The organism is Algoriphagus jejuensis (genome assembly GCF_039523455.1).
Lineage (GTDB): Bacteria > Bacteroidota > Bacteroidia > Cytophagales > Cyclobacteriaceae > Algoriphagus > Algoriphagus jejuensis.
This window is the reverse complement of the sequence record NZ_BAAAFI010000045.1, coordinates 106,870-124,434: the sequence shown is the minus strand read 5'-3', so window position 1 is coordinate 124,434 and position 17,565 is coordinate 106,870. Positions and strand designations below refer to the sequence as shown.

13 protein-coding genes are annotated in these 17,565 nt (G+C 47.6%); 7 read left to right on the top strand and 6 right to left on the bottom strand.

The genetic code is table 11. From position 1 onward, the window contains the following. Nucleotides 1–143: 143 nt before the first annotated feature. Nucleotides 144–1,127: a c-type cytochrome gene (locus tag ABD031_RS18380; RefSeq protein WP_343854084.1), complete on the bottom strand. Its 984-nt coding sequence runs from the start codon at nucleotides 1,125–1,127 to the stop codon at nucleotides 144–146. A 207-nt stretch (nucleotides 1,128–1,334) separates the two neighbouring features. On the opposite strand from ABD031_RS18380, the gene ABD031_RS18375 reads away from it, so the two are divergent. The 6 genes from ABD031_RS18375 to ABD031_RS18350 all read left to right on the top strand — a co-directional run bounded on the left by ABD031_RS18375 (nucleotide 1,335) and on the right by ABD031_RS18350 (nucleotide 10,090). Further along, the gene (locus ABD031_RS18375; protein ID WP_343854082.1) at nucleotides 1,335–2,759 is read left to right on the top strand and encodes an amidohydrolase; all 1,425 of its coding nucleotides are present in this window, start codon (nucleotides 1,335–1,337) and stop codon (nucleotides 2,757–2,759) included. A 106-nt stretch (nucleotides 2,760–2,865) separates the two neighbouring features. Further along, a complete protein-coding gene (locus ABD031_RS18370) occupies nucleotides 2,866–5,127 on the top strand; it encodes a patatin-like phospholipase family protein (protein WP_343854080.1) in 2,262 nt (753 codons plus the stop codon). A 109-nt stretch (nucleotides 5,128–5,236) separates the two neighbouring features. Then, on the top strand, nucleotides 5,237–5,776 hold the full coding sequence (locus ABD031_RS18365) for a gluconate 2-dehydrogenase subunit 3 family protein (protein WP_343854078.1): 540 nt from the start codon (nucleotides 5,237–5,239) through the stop codon (nucleotides 5,774–5,776). Between the two features lie 314 nt (nucleotides 5,777–6,090). After that, complete coding sequence (locus tag ABD031_RS18360; RefSeq protein ID WP_343854077.1) at nucleotides 6,091–7,797, top strand: GMC oxidoreductase; 1,707 nt, start codon at nucleotides 6,091–6,093, stop codon at nucleotides 7,795–7,797. A 104-nt stretch (nucleotides 7,798–7,901) separates the two neighbouring features. Further along, complete coding sequence (locus ABD031_RS18355) at nucleotides 7,902–9,317, top strand: sulfatase (RefSeq protein ID WP_343854075.1); 1,416 nt, start codon at nucleotides 7,902–7,904, stop codon at nucleotides 9,315–9,317. A 77-nt stretch (nucleotides 9,318–9,394) separates the two neighbouring features. After that, nucleotides 9,395–10,090, top strand: coding sequence for a DUF2490 domain-containing protein (locus tag ABD031_RS18350; RefSeq protein ID WP_343854074.1), 696 nt, complete (start codon nucleotides 9,395–9,397; stop codon nucleotides 10,088–10,090). A 6-nt stretch (nucleotides 10,091–10,096) separates the two neighbouring features. Here the strand turns inward: ABD031_RS18350 and ABD031_RS18345 are convergent, their stop codons facing one another. Together ABD031_RS18345 and ABD031_RS18340 are read right to left on the bottom strand one after the other, a co-directional pair. Then, nucleotides 10,097–11,407: an ATP-binding protein gene (locus ABD031_RS18345; RefSeq protein ID WP_343854072.1), complete on the bottom strand. Its 1,311-nt coding sequence runs from the start codon at nucleotides 11,405–11,407 to the stop codon at nucleotides 10,097–10,099. Between the two features lie 71 nt (nucleotides 11,408–11,478). After that, nucleotides 11,479–12,036, bottom strand: coding sequence for a GNAT family N-acetyltransferase (locus ABD031_RS18340; RefSeq protein WP_343854071.1), 558 nt, complete (start codon nucleotides 12,034–12,036; stop codon nucleotides 11,479–11,481). 172 nt (nucleotides 12,037–12,208) lie between these two features. Between ABD031_RS18340 and ABD031_RS18335 the strand changes: the two genes are divergently transcribed. Continuing rightward, a complete protein-coding gene (locus ABD031_RS18335; RefSeq protein ID WP_343854070.1) occupies nucleotides 12,209–13,420 on the top strand; it encodes a glycoside hydrolase family 18 protein in 1,212 nt (403 codons plus the stop codon). A gap of 852 nt (nucleotides 13,421–14,272) precedes the next feature. On the opposite strand, the gene ABD031_RS18330 is transcribed toward ABD031_RS18335, so the two are convergent. The 3 genes from ABD031_RS18330 to ABD031_RS18320 all read right to left on the bottom strand — a co-directional run bounded on the left by ABD031_RS18330 (nucleotide 14,273) and on the right by ABD031_RS18320 (nucleotide 17,502). Next, nucleotides 14,273–14,494 carry a hypothetical protein gene (locus ABD031_RS18330; RefSeq protein WP_343854068.1) on the bottom strand — a complete coding sequence of 74 codons (222 nt, stop codon included), beginning with the start codon at nucleotides 14,492–14,494 and terminating at the stop codon, nucleotides 14,273–14,275. Between the two features lie 816 nt (nucleotides 14,495–15,310). Beyond that, a complete protein-coding gene (locus ABD031_RS18325; protein ID WP_343854067.1) occupies nucleotides 15,311–15,991 on the bottom strand; it encodes a response regulator transcription factor in 681 nt (226 codons plus the stop codon). Continuing rightward, nucleotides 15,988–17,502, bottom strand: a complete 1,515-nt coding sequence (locus ABD031_RS18320) for a sensor histidine kinase (protein ID WP_343854065.1) — start codon at nucleotides 17,500–17,502, stop codon at nucleotides 15,988–15,990. The genes ABD031_RS18325 and ABD031_RS18320 overlap by 4 nt, the downstream gene beginning before the upstream one ends. Between the last annotated feature and the right edge of the window lie 63 nt (nucleotides 17,503–17,565).

Genomic DNA, 17,565 nt, shown 5'->3' with positions numbered 1-17,565 from the left:
AGGAAGTTTTATTTGTCTTTCTTTTGTTAAAAATAAGCATCCTTCCCGTAGCAATCGGTGGTACCAGATCCATACCAAGGAATAACCGCAAACATAAACGGCTCCAAAATATGGAGCCGCTAGTTAAAGTCTACCGAAGATGATTATTCTCCGGGAGTAAATCTCACCACTTGATTCTTGATCGGAGCGACAGTTTTTAAGTAAGCAAAGATCGCTTTCAAATCCTGTTCTTCCATACCCGCATACATCATCCAAGGCATGATGGTGTTGAATTCACCAGGAGCAACTTTTGGGTTGACATAGCCAGAATCGGTGTATTGCTTGAATCTACTCACGAACATCTCTTCTGTCCAGTTTCCCAATCCGGTATCTGGGCAGGAGGTCAGATTGGAAGACGTCGCGATCGAGCCGTCTGGAAATGGAAAGCTCCTGCCGCCGGCGTAGGCTACTTCGGGGATAATAGTACCCTGAGGACTCACTTGGGTATGGCATTCTCTGCATCCGGCAGCGTTGATCATGTAGGCACCATAGGCAACTTGGTCTGATGGGTCAGGCTTTTTGGTCATTTCTGCATTTTGTGGGATCGTTCTCAAGATCAAACTGACCGGAAAATCTGCCTTGGAATCGGGTATGTCATTTTCAATTGCTGGCAATGAACGAAGGTAGGCGATGATGTCATAGATGTCTTCAGGATCCATCTTGCCATAATAGGAATAGGGCATCAATGGAAACATCGGCCTGCCGTCGTTGGTCACCCCGGTGGTAATCAGTCGGTAAAGTTCTCCATCTGTATAGTCGGATATCCCGTGAGGAGTGATGTTTTTTGAATAGAAAACCCCGGGCAGACCGATGGAGTGGTCAAATTTTTCGCCACCCCCACCTAATTCTCCTGGTACTGGAGGGCCTGAAAACAGTGAGAAATCCCGTATAGAGTGACAATCCATGCAAATCGTCACGTGGTTCGCTAGGTAAGCGCCGTGCTCGATTCGGTCAGGACTATATTCGATGGTGATCTCTTCTGCGGGATCTACTTTTGGGAATCCAAGTTGGAGAAATGCGAATGCGCCGATCACTAGCAAGATTAGGGCTCCAAAAAGGTATGCGAGCACTTTCAAAAGTTTTTTCATTTTAGATTTTAGGTTGGATCTTAAAATTTAGGAATATTCTTATTGACTGAAAACTAATGGGTTGTAAATATTTTTTTTAAATCAAAAAACCTAATTTTTCCTTCCTTGAAAAGGCTTGTACCGAAGCTCAGCCAAGATCACCATTTGGCCGCTTATTTCCTGTTTCATTTGGCAACAATTAGTACTTTGCCGGAAAACCAACCTTACATGAAAAAATACCTACTTCCGCTCTTAGTTCTGTTATCGTTTTCGCCGCTGTTTGGCCAAGATGAAGTGTTGAAAAAGCTCGATTCCAAAGCTGATTTTTACGGGGATATCGCCCGGCAGATTTGGAGCAATCCCGAGCTGGGATATCTCGAAACCAACAGCTCTGCGCTTTTGCAAAAGACCCTAGCTGATGCCGGATTTACGGTGACCGCCGGAGTTGCCGACATTCCCACCGCGTTTGTGGCAGAATACGGATCAGGCAAGCCGGTGATCGGGATCATGGCGGAGTTTGATGCCCTGCCGGGTGTTTCGCAACAGGCCGTAGCCGTTCGAAATCCTGTAGTCGAGGGAGGGGCAGGACATGCCTGTGGACACCATTTGTTTGGCGCTGCTTCGGTCGCCGCTGGGATCTCTGTCATGGAGTGGATGAAGGAAAACAACATCGCAGGGACGATCAGGGTATATGGAACTCCGGCCGAGGAAGGCGGGGGAGGAAAAGTCTACATCGCCCGTGCCGGACTGATCAAAGACGTAGATACGATGATTCATTGGCACCCAAGTTCTCAGAATGCGGCTGGCGCGACGTCTTCCCTGGCGAACATCTCGACCAAGTTCAGATTTTACGGCGAAGCTTCCCATGCGGCAGCGGCTCCCGAACGAGGCAAATCCGCCTTGGATGCAGTAGAAGCCATGAACTTCATGGTGAACATGATGCGCGAGCATGTGCCAATGGAAACCCGAATGCACTATGTAATCACCCGCGGTGGGGAAGCACCTAATGTGGTCCCTGCTTTTGCTGAATCCTACCACTATGTCCGCCATCCCAATGCGATGGTCGTGAAGGAGATTTTTGAACGGATGGTAAAAACTGCCGAGGGAGCCGCGCTGGGCACTCAAACCCGCATGGAATATGAGGTGATCAATGGGGTTTACAATCTTTTGCCCAACGAGACGCTTGCTCGTATCATGCATAAAAACCTGGAGCTAGTCGGTGGAGTAACCTATACCCCCGAGGAAAAGAAATTTGCCGAAGATATCATCAAAACCTATCCTGCTGGTGTGAAAGTAAGTCCGGACGATGCTGCTAAGATCGCACCCTTTGTCGTGTCAGAGGAAGGTGGAGGAGGATCCACCGATGTGGGGGACATCAGCTGGCTCGTGCCGACAGTCGGTTTGGGTACCGCCACCTGGGTACCGGGTACTTCTGCTCATACCTGGCAGGCCGTGGCGGCCGGAGGCATGAGCATCGGGCAAAAAGGGATGGTAGTAGCCGCCAAGACGATGACCCTGACGGCAATGGATATCTTCAAGGATCCCTCAGTGACTGGCAAAGCGCTGGAAGAATTGAACAAAAGAAGAGGGGACGATTTTACATACAACGCGTTGGTAGGAGATCGTAAGGCTCCGCTGGATTATAGAAAATAAACCCAAAGTAGGATTGAGAATGAGAAATTGCTTTGGGCTGGTATGTGGGGTTTGGTGCGCTTTCAGCGGGTTTGCTATCAAAGGCGAAGCTTTTCAAAATTCACGGATGGACACTGAGCCTCCGAAAATCGGCTTGGTGCTCAGCGGCGGTGGCGCCAAAGGCATGGCACATGTGGGCGTGATCCGTGCGATGGAGAAAGCGGGCATCCGCCCGGACTATGTGGTCGGTACGAGCATGGGCTCGGTGGTCGGCGGCCTGTATGCTCTGGGTTACAATGCGGATGAACTCGAAGAAATCATCCGATCTATTGATTGGGAGTTGATTATTTCAAATCGGGTGGGGTTTGAAAAGATTGCTTTTGAAGAAAAGGAATATTACAATCGCTACCTGCTAGAACTGCCGATGAAGGAGGGAAAGATAAGCCTTCCGTCGGGTCTGATCGAAGGCCAAGTACTATCCGAAACACTACACTATTTCACCTGGCCGGCCAGCAAGTACGCCACCTTCGACGACTTCCCGATTCCCTTTCGGTGCATTGCCACGGATATCAGTACCGGCAAGGCGATCGTCTTTGATAAGGGATATCTCCATGATGCTATCCGTTCGAGTATCGCCATTCCGACTGCTTTTACGGCATTTCAGTTAGATAGTACGATGGTCGTGGATGGCGGTGTAGTCAACAATTTTCCGGTCGATGTGGTAAAGGCGATGGGGGCGGATTTTGTCATCGGAGTCAATGTCAGCGATGAAAATTTTTTGGCTGCAGATAAACTCGATGGTTTTGGGGCGATCCTGATGCAGCTGGCAATGGCCTCCTCTCTGGGTGTCACGGGAGAAAACATCGAGAACACCGATATCTACATCAAGCCGGATTTGGGGCCATACGGGACCGCAAGTTTTGGGGATTATGATGCGATTTTGAAGATAGGGGATAAGACAGGCGAAGCTTTTTATCCAAAGTTTCAGAAAATGGCCGATAGTCTGGGGATTTCAAGATTGTCTCCCGGGATCGGCTTGGAAGGTTTGCCGATGACCTTTGACAAGATTGAAGTGAGCGGCAACGGCATCTTTCCGACATCTCTAATCATCTCTAAGCTGGGAATCGAGCCTGGAAAGGAGGTCTCCCGTGAGGATATTCGAGATGGGATCAACCGAGTCTTTGGGATGAATGGCTTTTACAAAGTGGATTATAGCCTAGTCCATGAAGTGGGGCAGCATTTTTCGCTTTTGATTCGAGTGAAGGAAAAGCCCAAACAACTGTTGAATGTCGCATTTCACTACGATAACCAATTTTCCGCAGGTATTCTGCTCAATTTCACTGCGCGGGATTTTATAGGCAAATCCTCCCGAACACTCTTTATCGGCGACATCAGCCAAAATCCAAAGTTTAGAATTGATCACTATAAATATGTGGGCGGGGATAAAAAATACGCCTTCAACTTTCGGGCAAATTACCTCAATCAGCAAATACCCTCTTACGTCGACGGTGAAGAGGACAATGTGTTTGTTTCCAAAAATACAAGAATGGAAGCTCAGATGATTTCCACCTCGTCGTTGAAAGAATCATTTACTTTTGGAGGTATTTTCGAAAATATCAAAGCCAAATATCGCTTTGGAAACATCGTGTCGGATGATTTGAAAAACGCCTACCAACGATCCCTGGGGATGAGGTTTAGGTATTATCGAAACTCCCAAAATGACCGAAACTATCCCACGAAAGGCGCCGAGGGATTGATCCAAACAACGTTTAATCTGAAGCAGTGGATCGGTGTGAACTTGGTGTCGGGGGTAGATTCTGTGACACTTGATGTGGATGGCGAGCAGGTTGAGGTGCCGGTGTCGGCCGTGGAGAATATAGTCGAGCAGTTGACTCCCTCGGGTCATGGGGTGATCTACGGGCGGTATTCCAAGTTTTTATCGCTCGGTCATCGCTTCCAGTTTAAGCCCTCGGTGGCTGTGGGAGTCGTTTTCTCACAAGAGGAAGGAGACAAGATTTTCCAGGACTTTTATGTTGGGGGGTACCAGAATGTGCGCTTTGATGATACTCCGTTCTGGGGACTGAACTATGCCGAAGTTCAGACGCCCAACTTCCTGAAACTTGGGGCGGATTTTCAGTTTGTGCCAATCCATAAGATTTACTTCAGAGCAGGGATGAACTGGATGGGGTATAGCCAGCAGTATGCGTTCAACGAAGTCGACTGGCCTGACAAGGTGTTTCAGGACGACTACTATTTCGGGTACGGAGCCGACGTAAGCTATGCGTCTATCCTCGGGCCGATTACCCTTGGGATCTCCAGCAACTCCCAAGATCACGTGTTTCGTTACTACCTGTCCATCGGACTTTCTTTCAACTACTCCGATCGATAATCCGAATCAGGATAGGGATTCCACTGATGGATTTCTGTCCTGATTTCCGTTCTGGCTTTTCTATAAAAAGGTATCTTGTCACCTCGTTATCTCCCAAAATATCAAAACCATGGACAGACGTAAATCCCTCAAAATTCTCGGTGCAACTGGAGTTGGCATTGCCGGATTGGCTTTGGTCGACTGGAAATGGCAGATTGCGGATCGGCTCACTCACGAAGGGTTTTTCAGCTTTGACGAGGAGCGGATGATCACCGCCGTCGCCGATGCTTTTATCCCGCAAGGCCATCCTCCGATTTTGCCTACACCTGATGCCAAACCCATAGGCGCAATCAGCACCGGGACAGACCAGTTTTTGATCAAGCTTTTCGAAAAATGCTACGAAAAGGAAGACCAGGATCTCATCAAAACTCAGTTGAAGTCGCTGCTTAAGTCCGGCTTTTTGGACCTTTCTTCGGCTGAAAAAGAAGCCGCACTATTGGCCTTAAATTCTTCTGAAAATGAGGACGAAAAGAAGTTTTACAACCTGATGCGATCCAATACGATCATGGGTTTTACAACAGTGAAAGAAGTAATGGTGGAATATAGAGGGCACCAAGTTGCGCCGGGATTTTACCGCGGATGTGTGGATGTGCCCGCCGACAAAGTGTAATTATCCGATTTTGGGAAATGCTTTGCTCTTTATTCCAACGATACTTTGCATGAACTTGAGTCTGTACTTCCGAGGTCAAAGCATGACAAGTAGATGTCTGTAGAGAGCCGGCCTTGGACGACAAAATAGATTTTTTGATTACCGGAGAACAAGATTTCCTTGTTCTGAATCCATTTGAAAGAATCGAGATAAGTCAATTGGTGTTTTGAACGTTGTCCTGATCCCGTTTTTTCAGCGTTTTTTACACGGGTAACATTCTATCTTTCTGGACATTTGTTACTTTTCTTTCCCTAAAATCAAAAACCCAAAATGCTATGTCAAACCTAAACCTGAAAGCCAAACAAACGAACACCTACGACGCCATCGTCATCGGATCGGGGGCTTCAGGTGGCTGGGCTGCAAAAGAACTTTGCGATGCCGGTCTCAAAACCCTTGTCTTGGATCGTGGTCGTATGGTGCGTCATATCGAAGACTACCCTACGGCCTCAAAAGCGCCTTGGGAATTTGAGTTTAGAGGAAATATTCCCCTTGAAAAGCGTGCTGGTTTGGCAGATTGGTCTTGGAAACGGGAGGAAACAGTGCAGTGGGCCATGTCTGAAGATGAGCAGCCAGTGATTTTTGAAAAGCCATTTCGCTGGTGGAGAAGTTACCATGTGGGCGGCAAGTCGCTGCTATGGGCTAGAGCAACCCAGCGCTGGTCAGATTTTGATTTTGAAGGTCCGGCTCGGGACGGTTTTGCGGTGGATTGGCCAATCCGTGTAAAAGATTTGAATCCTTGGTACGAATACGTGGAGAAATTTGCAGGGATTGCGGGGGCTAAGGATGGTCTTGCAGAATTGCCGGATTCAGAAGTTATGCCTGGATTTGAATTGAGTTGTATCGAAAATTATTACAAGGAGCAACTGAAGACGAATTTCACCAATCGATATTTAATTCAAGGCCGATGTGCTCATTTGACTGACCCTCAGGAAATTCATAGGCAGCAGGGTAGAATAAAGTGCCAGAATCAGACGATGTGTAACCGGGGTTGCGTGTATGGAGGCTATTTCAGTTCCAATGCTTCTACTTTGCCTTGGGCTGAAAAGACCGGAAACTTGACCATTCGACCAGATTCGATCGTTCATTCGGTGATCTACGATGATGCCAAGGAAAAGGCAACAGGAGTCAAAATCATCGATCGGGAAACCGGAGATGAGATGGATTTTTATGCTAAAATCATTTTTGTGAATGCCTCAACGATCGCTTCCAACTCGATCCTGCTGAATTCTAAATCTTCTCGTTTTCCCGAAGGAATAGGAAATGACTCAGGGCTGATGGGGAAGTTTTTGGGTTCGCATAATTACCGGGGAAAAGGCTATGCGACTTTTGAAGGCTTTTTGGATAAAAAACAGGAAGGCCGACATGCGGGTCACGCCTACGTACCGAGATTCCGAAATGTGTTCAAACAGGAAACAGATTTCTTAAGAGGTTATTCCATCGGTATGTCCGGAGGTCGTGGGATGAGTTCCGATACCGACATGATCGGCGACGAACTACGGGACAATCTCCTCAACCAAATATTGAACGATCACTGGGGGATGGCTGCTTGGATGCAGGGTGAAACTGTCCCAGTGGAGGATAATCACGTCCGACTCAGCACCGATCAAGTCGATAAATATGGGATTCCAAAGATCATTCTCTCGGTGGAATGGAAAGAGAATGACAATAAGATGGTGGCTGACTTCATCGAACAACAAACTGCGATGTATGAAAAAGCCGGTTTCACCAATATCAAAGTGGAAGATTCAGGTGCTTTGCCCGGTTCGGATATCCACGAAATGGGCGGTGTACGTATGGGCAAAGATCCAAAAACTTCCCTCCTCAACGAATGGAATCAATTGCACCATTGCAAAAATGTATTTGTGACCGATGGTGCCTGTATGACCAGTACTTCCACTCAGAATCCTACCTTGACCTTTATGGCGCTGACAGCACGAGCTGCGAATTATGCGGTGGAGGAGTTGAATAGGAAGAATTTGTAATAAATCGGCTTTCAATGGTCAATTGAGGCTGTCTAGAAAAGGCCCAGAGGCCTTTGGTATCAATTTAAGTCCGGAATTCCGGACTTTTTCTTTTAATTAAGGGCATGAAAATATTTTTGATTTGTCTCTCGCTGGTGGGTTTAAGTAGCCAGTCATTTTCCCAAAAGCAAGCAAAACCCAACGTAATCCTGATTCATGTGGATGATTTGGGAGCTACGGATTTGGGGGTGTTTGGAAGCGATTTTTATGAAACACCCCATCTCGATCAGCTCGCGGCAGAGGGTATGCTTTTCACCCAGTCCTATGCGGCGGCGCACATCTGCTCGCCTTCAAGGGCGGCCTTGATGACCGGGAAATATCCGGCGAGGATCGGGATCACGGATTGGATTCGCGCCAAGTTTCAGGGTGTCACCACGTCGGGTTTGCCCGGGGAATACGAGGAGTTTGCGGACAAACCTCTGAAAACGCCCAAGATACAGGGCTTTTTGCCTCTCGAAGAGGTGACGATTGCCGAGCGGATGAAGCCCCTCGGCTACGCGACGCTGCACGTGGGCAAGTGGCATTTGGGCGACGAGGGTATGCATCCCGAGGATCAGGGCTTTGATGTGAATGTCGGAGGCAACGACCTCGGCCAGCCGCCGAGCTATTTTGATCCGTACTTGCCAAAAACGCCCAGTGAATTTTATGTCATCAAAAACCTGCCTCCACGCAAGACTGGCGAGTTTTTGACAGACCGGGAGTCGGATGAGGTGATTGGCTTTTTGGATGCACATCCCGGCCAAGCTTTCTTCGTCCACTGGGCACCCTATGCCGTCCATACACCGATCATGGGGCCTGCTGATCTGGTAGAAAAGTACAAAGCCAGGGCGCCGGGAGTTCAAAGAAATCCTGTCTATGCTGCGCTGATTGAAAATCTCGATGCCAACGTCGGCAAGTTGCTCGACTATTTGGATCAAAATGGTCTTAGGGAGAACACCCTGGTGATCTTCACCTCAGACAATGGCGGTTTGATTGGAAATAAATCCAACCCCATCACTTGGAATATCGGTCTGAGAGAATACAAGGGCTATCCCTACGAAGGGGGAATCCGCATCCCGACGATTGTGAGCATGCCAGGTACGGTTCCTGCTGGAGTTACCTCGGAAGTCCCTACGATCTCGATGGATTGGATCTCCACGGTATTGGAGCTGGCAGGTGAAAATCCAGACCAACCCGAGCTGGAAGGTGAAAGCCTTTGGCCGGTGCTGACTGGCACACAGCAAAGCCTGGAGCGAGACCTGTTTTGGCATTTTCCTCATTATCGTTCTCCCAATGTGACGCCCCACTCGGTGGTACGGTCAGGGGACTACAAGCTGATCTACTACTTTGACGGTACTGAGTCGGAGCTCTTTGATCTCAGCAATGATCCCATGGAGGAGCACAACCTGTCCAAGGAGCTTCCGTTGGTTGTGATGGAGCTGAGGACCAAGTTGGCGGATTTTTGGAAAAACACCGACGCCCGTTTACCACTTCAGAAATAGAAAACCTGTTCCTAGAGGAGGGACTTATTCTCACGAGTAGGCGGTGATCCTGCTGCCTTTTTACCCAATCCATTAAGATGAAAAAGTTGATTGCCCTATTCCTTCTATTAAGTTGCTCCCCCATGGCATGGGGACAGGCAAGTTTCGATGAAGACCAGTTGGGAGCCTGGTACATGTATTTTTTCACCCACCGTTTCGGGGACAGTCCCTGGGGTGTGCAGGGGGATTTTCAATATCGATCCTGGGATTTGGGGGGAGACAAGGAGCAGTTGCTGCTCCGCTCGGGCTTGACGTATACCCCAAACAATACCAGTGTTACCTTTACGCTGGGGTATGCCAATGTAAGTTCCGGGGCCTTTGGAGACGGGGGAGAAGTGGTCTTGGAAAACCGCATCTATCAGGAGGCGCTGATTCCCCAAAAGGTCGGCGGGCGTTTTTTGCTTACCCATCGCTTCCGCTACGAGCAGCGCTGGGTGGAGTATCAGGACTTTCGCACCCGCTACCGCTACAATCTCTTTGTGAATGTGCCTCTCAATGCCAAGGAATTGAAGAAAAACACGCTCTATGTGGCGCTTTACAACGAGATCTTCATCAATGGACAAAAGGATATCGGTAGAGATGTAAGTGTCGAGTTTTTTGACAGAAATCGAACCTACCTAGGCATGGGCTATGGACTTGGGGATCGACTGCGAACTCAACTCGGATGGATGAGGCAGACCACGAATAACTGGGCCAAAAACCAGCTACAGGTCAGCCTGCATCATGCTTGGTGAGTGAATTCACATGTCTGCTAGAGAAAGGCCCAAGTATTCCAGCTCGTAGCCAGGAAACTGGGTGGCTAAACTCTGGGACTTTTGCCTCAAAGTGTCCAAATTGATCTTGGCTGCGTTGACTTTTACCTCTGCAAAAACAGCACGTTTCTCTGCCGAATTGACGGCCACGAAGTCGATTTCATTGCTGTTGCCTCGCTCCCAATAGGTGCCGATTTCCGAGAAGCGATTGCTTTCTTTGAATTTTTCCACAAAGTAACGTTCCAGCATCTTACCCGAAAAAGTGGGGAATCCACTTTGTGCTTGTGTTTTTAGGAAATCGAAGTTTCCTATCTCCACCGCACTGAAATTTTTGAAGACAAAGCGAAACCAAAAGGAAAGGAAATTGTCGACTATCTCGTATTTGACGGATCTGCCTGTGGGCTTGGCGAGGATGGGGCGGACTTTTTTGATAATCCCAAAGTCGGACTCCAGCTTCTCCAAAAATGGTCCCACACTGGTCTCCAGGATCGATTCGATCTCGGGTCGGGATGTCTTCGAATATGCAATCAGGGAGAGAATGGAGAAATAAGTGGTGTAGTCTCTGCCAAATTCCTCGATAAGCGTGTTTTTGCCCTCTTCAAGAAACAGGGAATTTGCCGAGAAAATCTCCGCCAACATGCCGTCTAGCGTCAGCGCACCGGCAGAGACGAAGTTTTCCACGTACTTGGCTACCCCACCGGTCAGGGAGAAAAATGCAAGCAAATCACCTTGGCTGTAAGCTGGATTGGCATCTGCGAGGATTTCCTTCAGGACTTGGACCCCAAAAGGCCTGATGGTCAGTTTTGCAGTGGCGCGGGAAAAAAGAGGCTCCTTTGCGTTTTCGAAGATGTCCTTCATCATCGAGTACACCGAGCCACAAAAGATCAGGTTGAGTTTGCTCGTCTCTTTCTGCGAGTCCCAAATGTTCTGGATTTCACTGAAAACCGAGGGATTGATGAGCTTGAATTCCTGGAATTCATCCAAGACCAAGGTGAAATTCCTGCTTTGGGACAGCTCCATCACCCAAGCGAAAAAATCCTTGAACCGTGTGATTTCTCCGAAAAGGTTGACTGAAAGGGTGTTTCTTACCGCCTCAACAAATTCTTGGCAGAGTAATGCTTCGCTTTTTTTTGCCACAAAGAGATAGACGGCTACCTGGCCTTCCATGTCTTTTTTGAGCAGGCTGGTTTTGCCGATCCTCCTACGTCCAATCACCACGGTCATTTGGGCGGATTGGGTTGAGCGCTCACGGATTTTACGCAGTTGATCAAGTTCCTTTTCCCTATTGTAGAATCTCATAGCACAAAAATACGAATATTTTACCGTATCAAAAAATACTGTAATAAAAACTACAATATGGTAACTGGCTTTTATCCTTTCAGCTGCAAGTGCTCCAGTTCGAGGCCAAGCAGCGTCTTTTTGCCGACAGTCTTGAAGCCCAGTTTGAGGTAAAGCTTCTTCGCCGAGGGATTGGTTTTGTCCACCAACAATCCGAGCGTTTGGCCTTGGTTGATGGCTTTTTCCTGGATCAGATGCTGGAGCAGCTGAGACCCGATGCCTTTCCCTTGATGCGCTGGTGATACGACAATCGAGTCGATGTAAAATTCCCCCGATTGGGTTTCGTCTTCGACAGTTGCCAGGGGATTGAAGTGCTGGCGAACGTGGGCCAGAAAAGGCTCCCGTAGTGCCGCCAAGTTACCGCCGTCGTAAGCGAGCAAGGCCCCAACAATTTGATCATCCTGTTCTGCCACGTAGCAGTTATGATGGGAGTATTGGTTGTACGGCTTTTTGACAAAATGAAGGAGGAGATCCTGTGCCCTGGCCTGATTGTTCTCTCCGATCAATCGGCGAATGACTTCGCCAGTCGCGAGCATGAGCAATGTGGCAATCGCATCGGAATCTTCAATTTGTGCTTTTCGGATGTGCATAGGGCAGCGAAAGAGGTCGGTGCTTTAAGCTAAGTGATTCGTGTAAGAATCCGGACTTTTATCGGATTTTGATTTCATGTACGGGAAATATTCGCGTCATTAGATTTTTGAAAAAATAAGATAAGTAGATTGTCTTATTTAAAAATATCTATCAACTATAACAAGATCTGCTTTGACCACTAAACACAACTATCTCCTATCGTTTTTTGCCCTTACACTATTCTGGGCCTGTTCTCCTTCGGAAAAGTCCTCAGAGGCTGGTGCCGAAGCCTCTACGATCAAGCCGGTCATCATGGCCTACTATGTTCCCGAGCGGAACTTTAAGCCGGAGGAGGTGCCGGTAGAGAAATTGACCCATATCATCTATTCCTTTGCCCATGTGATCGATGGGGAGATGAAGTTTGGCAAGCCAGAGGTAGCTGGACCAAAACTGGAGGCTTTGGTCCAGCAGAAGGAGCGAAATCCAGATCTGAAGGTAATGATCGCCATCGGCGGCTGGGGAGCGGATGGCTTTTCCGATATGGCTCTGACGGAGGAAAGCCGGGTGAAATTCGTCGCAAGCGCGAAGACCTTTATTGAGACCTATCAGCTCGATGGGATGGACATGGACTGGGAGTATCCGGGGATTTCCGGTGCGGGTACCAAGGCCAGGCCCGAGGATACGAAGAACTTTACCGCGCTGATGAAAGGCCTGCGGGAGATGCTGGACACTTTCGAAACGACCAAGCTCCTGACGTTTGCTTCCGCCGGTTGGAAGCGTTACTATGATTTTATCGAGGTAAACGAGGTAATGAAGTACGCCGACTACACCAACGTGATGACCTACGATCAGGTCTCCGGCGTGTCGATCTACACGGGACACCACACCCCACTGGGCGATGTGAAGAATACAGATATCGCGGGAACGCCTTTCCAAGCGCGTTTGGATAGTCTATATAAAAGTGGAGACAACCCGGATTCAGACCCTCGTTCGGCGCAAAAGATCGTGGACTTCCTGATCGAAAAGGGCGTAGATCCGAAGCAAATCGTGATCGGTGGAGCATTTTACGGACGGGTTTGGAAAGGTGTGCCGCCAACCAACAACGGACTCTACCAACTCAGCGGAGGCTTGCACATTGGCTGGATGGCCTATCATGCCATTCGGGAAAAGTATGAGGCGGACAGCAACTTCGTACGGTTTTGGGATGACAAAGCTCAAGCCCCTTACATGTACAATGCGACCGATAGTCTGATGCTGTCCTACGATGACACGGTTTCTGTGGCATTGAAAACCCGCTATGCGATGGAAAAGGGGATCGGGGGAATCATGTTTTGGGAGCTGGGCAACGACACCAAGCAGGAAGGATCGCTACTGGATGCGATCTATAAGGAGGCGCAGAAGTAGCCGGTTTTGTAGGGATGGGATTGCTACGGTAGGCGGATAAGAACTTTTCCAAAGTTCCGAACTTTGGTAAAGTTCTCCCTGCCAGTTCTCGATTTGGGATTGTAAATCCCAAATCCCCCATTTGCTCTTGGTCTGGATTCCGAAATGATTTAATTTGAAGAGCAAAACGTTCGGAAGTCGCTCCGTCCCAAACGGATATACACGACACTCGGAAAAGAGTGGGACTTATACGGATGTTGCCTGCAAGCTTTCAACCTAAGCCAATAAACTGCAAATGAATAACACAGTACATATTGCATTTATTATTGGACTGCTTCTACTGCTCACAAAAGTTGCAGATTTTCTTTTTTTGCAAAAGCAGAAAGATGCAATTGAGAAGTCGTTCAAGTCATTCTACTCTTACATCAAGGAGCTAAATCCTATAAAGTGGCTCTCATTCCTAAAAAAGGATGACCTTAGGCTTGTATTAGCAATAATTGGCTGTTCATTCTTAGTAGCATTTTTGCTTTACAAATTTTGGACGGAAATCAAAATTTTTTGGGCACTCGTGAAAGAGGTAAAGTACCTGCAATATTTTTTGTATGCCGCATTTGCATACGGTGTGAGGTTCATAAATAGCATATTTGACGATTATATCTGGGAGGACTTACCAAACTTCCTCATTGATGCAAGTAATGCGTATAAATTCATCCTGAGATATATCATTTTGATAACTGTGTACGCTGGTTATAATTTGCTGATATACTTTATCGTCTATCTGTGTGTTGATGTATTTCAACTACCTACGGGAATAGGCTCAATTTTATTAATACTACTAACAATTCTAAATTGCCTTACGCTTGTCTTTTCGCTTTATATAGTTTGGCTCATTATTATATTTTTTCCGATTTTTGTTCTTTCAGTTTTACTCATAGTTTTTTCCATTTTACTATTTTTCATCAAGATGATTTCTGTAAGAGTACTAGAGTATAACAAAGGAATATTTGCAGCGTTAGTTCTTGTAGTAACAACTATTTTAGGTTTGATTGAATTTTTTATGAAACGTTGACGAACACAAAAGCCAGCAGGCAACATGGGGTTTTGTGCAATAGCGGCGGACGAAACGCAGCATCAACAGCAGGTTCGCTAATCATCTTCGGTTTTGGCTGACCGAATGCAGATGAACAATAGAAATAAACATCAACTTTTTGTACATTTATCAGCAGCAGTTCGGGGCAGACGAAACACGGAATACCGCTACTGCACAAAGCCCTGCTCGTTAGTGGCAATTTAATCGCGCCTTTACTATACATCATGAAATTTGCATTAACATTAGAAAGTAATTTTTCCAACGAACAAAACTCGATCATACATGATTTATCAATTTTATTGAAAAACTTTTTAGCGAATAAAAGCTACGGAAGTGATATCAATGAAATGTATATTGGGATAATTTGTGTAAAACCTGAGTTTGATTTTTTTTTTTAAAGAGCGTAGAATTAGATATAATAAAGATAAGTGTTTGCAATATGATATAAAATTTGATTATTCCAAAACTATTCATTTACTGAGTCAAGACTTAAAAAGAGTAATTACTGAAGCATTAATTGAGTCTCTTGAAAAAATTAAAAATCATAAAAAAATTAAATACTTCGATTTTGAAACTTTCAAAACAGATTTTAAAAATGTTTTAGAGTCAAAAACTGTCACTAACAACTAGGTTTTCGTTGCGCGAAGCACGAACAATGAAACCGCTGTTGCACTGCCTGCCCCGATTATTTCGGGGAACCGGTGAGGTTCTTATGGGGATTGAGTCGGGATTTTTTGGACCGCGCGGCAATCTTTTTAAAGAAAATCGAAAGGGAAGATTGCTTTGCTCTAGTTCCTCCTCCTCGCGATGACGGCATTCCCTCAACACACCAACTTAAACCCATACCCCCGCACATTCAGGATCTGGATCGCCGGATCGTCCTGGAGTTTTTTGCGGAGCTTGGTGATGAAGACGTCCATGCTGCGGGCGTTGAAGAAGTCGTCTGAGCCCCAGATCTGGGTGAGGATCAGCGTGCGGTCGGTGATGTCGTTGGCGTTTTCGAGGAGCATCTGCAGCAGTTGGCTTTCCCGGGCGGTGAGCGGGGATTCTTCTTCGGCCAGCTTCAGTATTTGGCGGGTAGGGTGAAACTCATATTTCCCCAATCCAATCCAATCGCTCTGGGCTTGTCGCGTACGGAGGCGATCTAGATGGGCTTTGATGCGCACGATCAGTTCCTCCATGCTGAAGGGCTTGCGTACGTAGTCGCTGGCACCCAGCCCAAATCCCTTGACGACGTCCTCGGTCTGACTTTTGGAAGTGAGGAAGATAATCGGGGTGTAGGGGTCAGTCTTGCGGATCTCGGCGGCTAGCGTAAAACCGTCCTTCCTGGGCATCATCACGTCCAAGACCAAGATGTCCGGCTTTTCCTGCCCATAGGCTTCCCAAGCTTTTTGCCCATCCTCACAGAGCCGAACGCGAAAATCGCGACTCTCCAAGCTCTCCTGGATGATCGTCCCGAGGGCAATTTCGTCTTCAGCAAGAAGTACGCTGATCTTGCTCATGGCCAATAGGTGATAAAGGTGGTGGAGTGTTGCCCGGTTTCCAGTTCGATCTTTCCGCCGTGTTTTTCCAGGATTTTTTTCACGTAATACAGCCCAATGCCGAAGCCCTTCACGTCGTGGAGATCGCCCTTTGGGATGCGGTAAAACTGCTCAAAAACCCGTTCCTTTTGGTCTGAGTTAATATTTCCCCCGTTGTCGTGGATTCGGATCTTGTTCAGTCCGTTTTGGTCCAGACAAATTCTGATCTCGTTTCCGCCGTATTTCACGGCATTGTCGAGGAGGTTGGAGAGTACATTTTCGAAGTGAAAAGGGTCCGCTTCGAGGGTCTTGCAGTGGGCGGGGAGGATCAACTCGATTTTTTTGTCCGGCGCCAAAGTCTGGAATTTCGTTCTGAGTTGTTGCAAGATCGGCTCCGGCTCGATGTTTTCTTTTTTCAGCACGACCTGCTCGGAATCCAAGGTTGCCGTTTCCAGCAGCTTTTCCACCATCTGGTTGAGCTTGTGCATCTGGGACTTGGAGATGCCGAGGTAGCGCTTGGTCTTTGCTGCGTCATTTTCGGGATTAAACAGCTCAATTCCCTCGATGGCCGACAGCGTGGTGGCGATGGGCGTCTTGAACTCGTGGGTGATGTTGGCGATCAGGTCTTGCTTGATCTCCGCGATTTCCTTCTGGTTTCGGATCGTCTGGTAGAGGTAATAGAAGGCAAAGGCGATGATGCCCAAAAAAACCAGGGAAGTCAAAACCTCCGCCGAACCACGTCTGAGGATGGTCAGGGCGGTGTTTTCGAAGTACATCTCGAGCGACTGGCCCGGAGGCAAGAAAGTCGAACGGGCAACGGTTTTGAAGGGCATAGGACTTTTTCCGGCAGTCAAGAGACTGTCTTCTTCGGAATGCCCCGTGAGATGAACCAAGCGATAGTTGATATTAATGTCCCTCCTCTGAAGTTCGGTGAAAAGAAGCCCATTGATCTTATCGAAATCCAAGGAGTCTCGGGTGATGGAAATCAAGATTTTGTTGGTGAAGAAATGCAGCTGATCGATGCTGTCTGAGGCATTGCTCCCAAAGAAAACATTCATGTCGGAGTTTTCTCCGAATTGAAAAAACTTCACCGAATCCATCTGCATCAACTGGTGGGCCATATCAGATTCTTTCGTCTCCCAAACCAGAGAATCCAAGGTCATTGCAGAAGGCTTACTGCTGCTATGGACAACCAGGCGCTTTCTGCCTTGGGAACTATCCGTGCGCATGCGAGTCACTACCGTATTGACTCGCATGGAGTCCCGGAGTGGTGGGCGGCCGGGCCTTTGGCCCCTGACAGGGATCACGTCGGTCTTGACGATTTCTGCAAAATAGTTTTCCAACGAATTGTCCAAGCTCTGTTGGATGTCCAAGACCAGTTGGTGCCGGATAATCTTAAACTGGGAATACATGCGCCAAGCCTGCACCCCGATGCTGAGGAGCAGCGTGAAGCCGATCAAGATGCCGATACGTTTGAACTGCAGTTTTTCCACGACACTAAATTAGGCGACTCGAAAGCGCCAAAAAACAGGGCTTAACACTCGTTAACATTGCTT

Coding starts and splice junctions, on each gene's coding strand:
- ABD031_RS18380 (WP_343854084.1), bottom strand. CDS start 1,127: ATGAAAAAACTTTTGAAAGTGCTCGCATACCTTTTTGGAGCCCTAATC.
- ABD031_RS18375 (WP_343854082.1), top strand. CDS start 1,335: ATGAAAAAATACCTACTTCCGCTCTTAGTTCTGTTATCGTTTTCGCCG.
- ABD031_RS18370 (WP_343854080.1), top strand. CDS start 2,866: ATGGACACTGAGCCTCCGAAAATCGGCTTGGTGCTCAGCGGCGGTGGC.
- ABD031_RS18365 (WP_343854078.1), top strand. CDS start 5,237: ATGGACAGACGTAAATCCCTCAAAATTCTCGGTGCAACTGGAGTTGGC.
- ABD031_RS18360 (WP_343854077.1), top strand. CDS start 6,091: ATGTCAAACCTAAACCTGAAAGCCAAACAAACGAACACCTACGACGCC.
- ABD031_RS18355 (WP_343854075.1), top strand. CDS start 7,902: ATGAAAATATTTTTGATTTGTCTCTCGCTGGTGGGTTTAAGTAGCCAG.
- ABD031_RS18350 (WP_343854074.1), top strand. CDS start 9,395: ATGAAAAAGTTGATTGCCCTATTCCTTCTATTAAGTTGCTCCCCCATG.
- ABD031_RS18345 (WP_343854072.1), bottom strand. CDS start 11,407: ATGAGATTCTACAATAGGGAAAAGGAACTTGATCAACTGCGTAAAATC.
- ABD031_RS18340 (WP_343854071.1), bottom strand. CDS start 12,036: ATGCACATCCGAAAAGCACAAATTGAAGATTCCGATGCGATTGCCACA.
- ABD031_RS18330 (WP_343854068.1), bottom strand. CDS start 14,494: ATGTTGCCTGCTGGCTTTTGTGTTCGTCAACGTTTCATAAAAAATTCA.
- ABD031_RS18325 (WP_343854067.1), bottom strand. CDS start 15,991: ATGAGCAAGATCAGCGTACTTCTTGCTGAAGACGAAATTGCCCTCGGG.